The sequence below is a fragment of the Moorena sp. SIO4E2 genome (assembly GCF_010671945.1).
Classification (GTDB): domain Bacteria; phylum Cyanobacteriota; class Cyanobacteriia; order Cyanobacteriales; family Coleofasciculaceae; genus Moorena; species Moorena producens.
In genome coordinates this window covers 1-1,152 of the sequence record NZ_JAAHIE010001352.1, presented here as the reverse complement: position 1 = coordinate 1,152, position 1,152 = coordinate 1, and the positions used below count along the sequence as shown (strand labels likewise).

Genomic DNA, 1,152 nt, shown 5'->3' with positions numbered 1-1,152 from the left:
GTAAATTCACATAATCACTTCTGCGTTAACCCTTTCAAGACCCTTGACTAGACACCAATAGAGTCTACATCCACAGTCTTGACTTCAGGGTCTTGAGTGTCATTGGCAATTTTTTCGCTTTGGCGGTTTTTGGCAAAGTCAATTAGCCACTGAGACAGCTCCGAAACCAGCAGGGTTATAACTGCGATATCATCAATTTGCCCAAGGATGGGAATAAAGTCTGGGGAAATATCAATGGGGCTAAGAAAGTAAACTAGGGTCCCCAAGATGATCCACCACCGGTACTTGGAATGGCGGATAGTGTTGCGATACCAGTTGTAAAAAGATTGAATTGGATTGTTCATCAAATATTTGCGGCTGAATACCTCATCCCATAGCAAGTTACGTGGGTAAGAAAGCCACACCTCCAACTAATGGTTTAAGCGATGCAGCGCCTTCACGCGGGGGTTCCCCCCATGAGCGACTGCATCAAGAAAGGACTGGTTTTAAATGCTAATCAGCCGAGACCAGCCAAACTCGTTATCCCCAAGGGCCAGATAGGTGCGCGCCTCCAAGGCCGCGAGCAATCCCTCGCGGCCTTGGGTCGCACCTCTTTTTAAGATTTCTCCGGAGAGCGAAGCAACCGCACAAGCGGTTTTGCCTATAGACCGGACTGGGGAAATATCCGGCTCTGAGGTACCAAACAACAGCTCAATACTCTATAGCTACTATTTATAGTGCCAGATTCTTCCAGAAACCGACTATGGGGATAACCACCCGTTTGATTAGAGTTTTTACTAGAATTAGAAATTTTAGGACTTAGGTAGCTGAAACCAAAAATTGAGGCTTTCCCTAATATGGAACTTGGTTATGGTGATCAGACCTTAGCCCCATGGAAATGAAATTCTTCCCTATCTCCCCATCTCCCCATCTCCCCATCTCCCCATCTCCCCCCACACTCCCGACACTGCCTGGACTAGCTAAGACACTCTGTACCGGATGTGCTAAAGTCCAAGTGTAAATTTCCTGACCTAATCAGTTAACTCGTGGAGAATAGGATCAGTTTCTTGGTAAGTGGTTGAAAATCAATAGAAGATTGATAGACCACTGAGTTATTTGGAAGTAAGGGCAAGTCGTGGATATTGTCGAACTTATTGCAAAAGGTGGGATCGC

The 1,152-nt window shown here is 46.0% G+C and carries 1 protein-coding gene; it reads right to left on the bottom strand.

Annotation, left to right across the window (positions count from 1 at the left end; translation table 11 throughout):
• Positions 1-47: 47 nt before the first annotated feature.
• Positions 48-344, bottom strand: a complete 297-nt coding sequence (locus tag F6K37_RS43620) for a YkvA family protein (protein WP_287257376.1) — start codon at positions 342-344, stop codon at positions 48-50.
• Positions 345-1,152 lie beyond the last annotated feature (808 nt).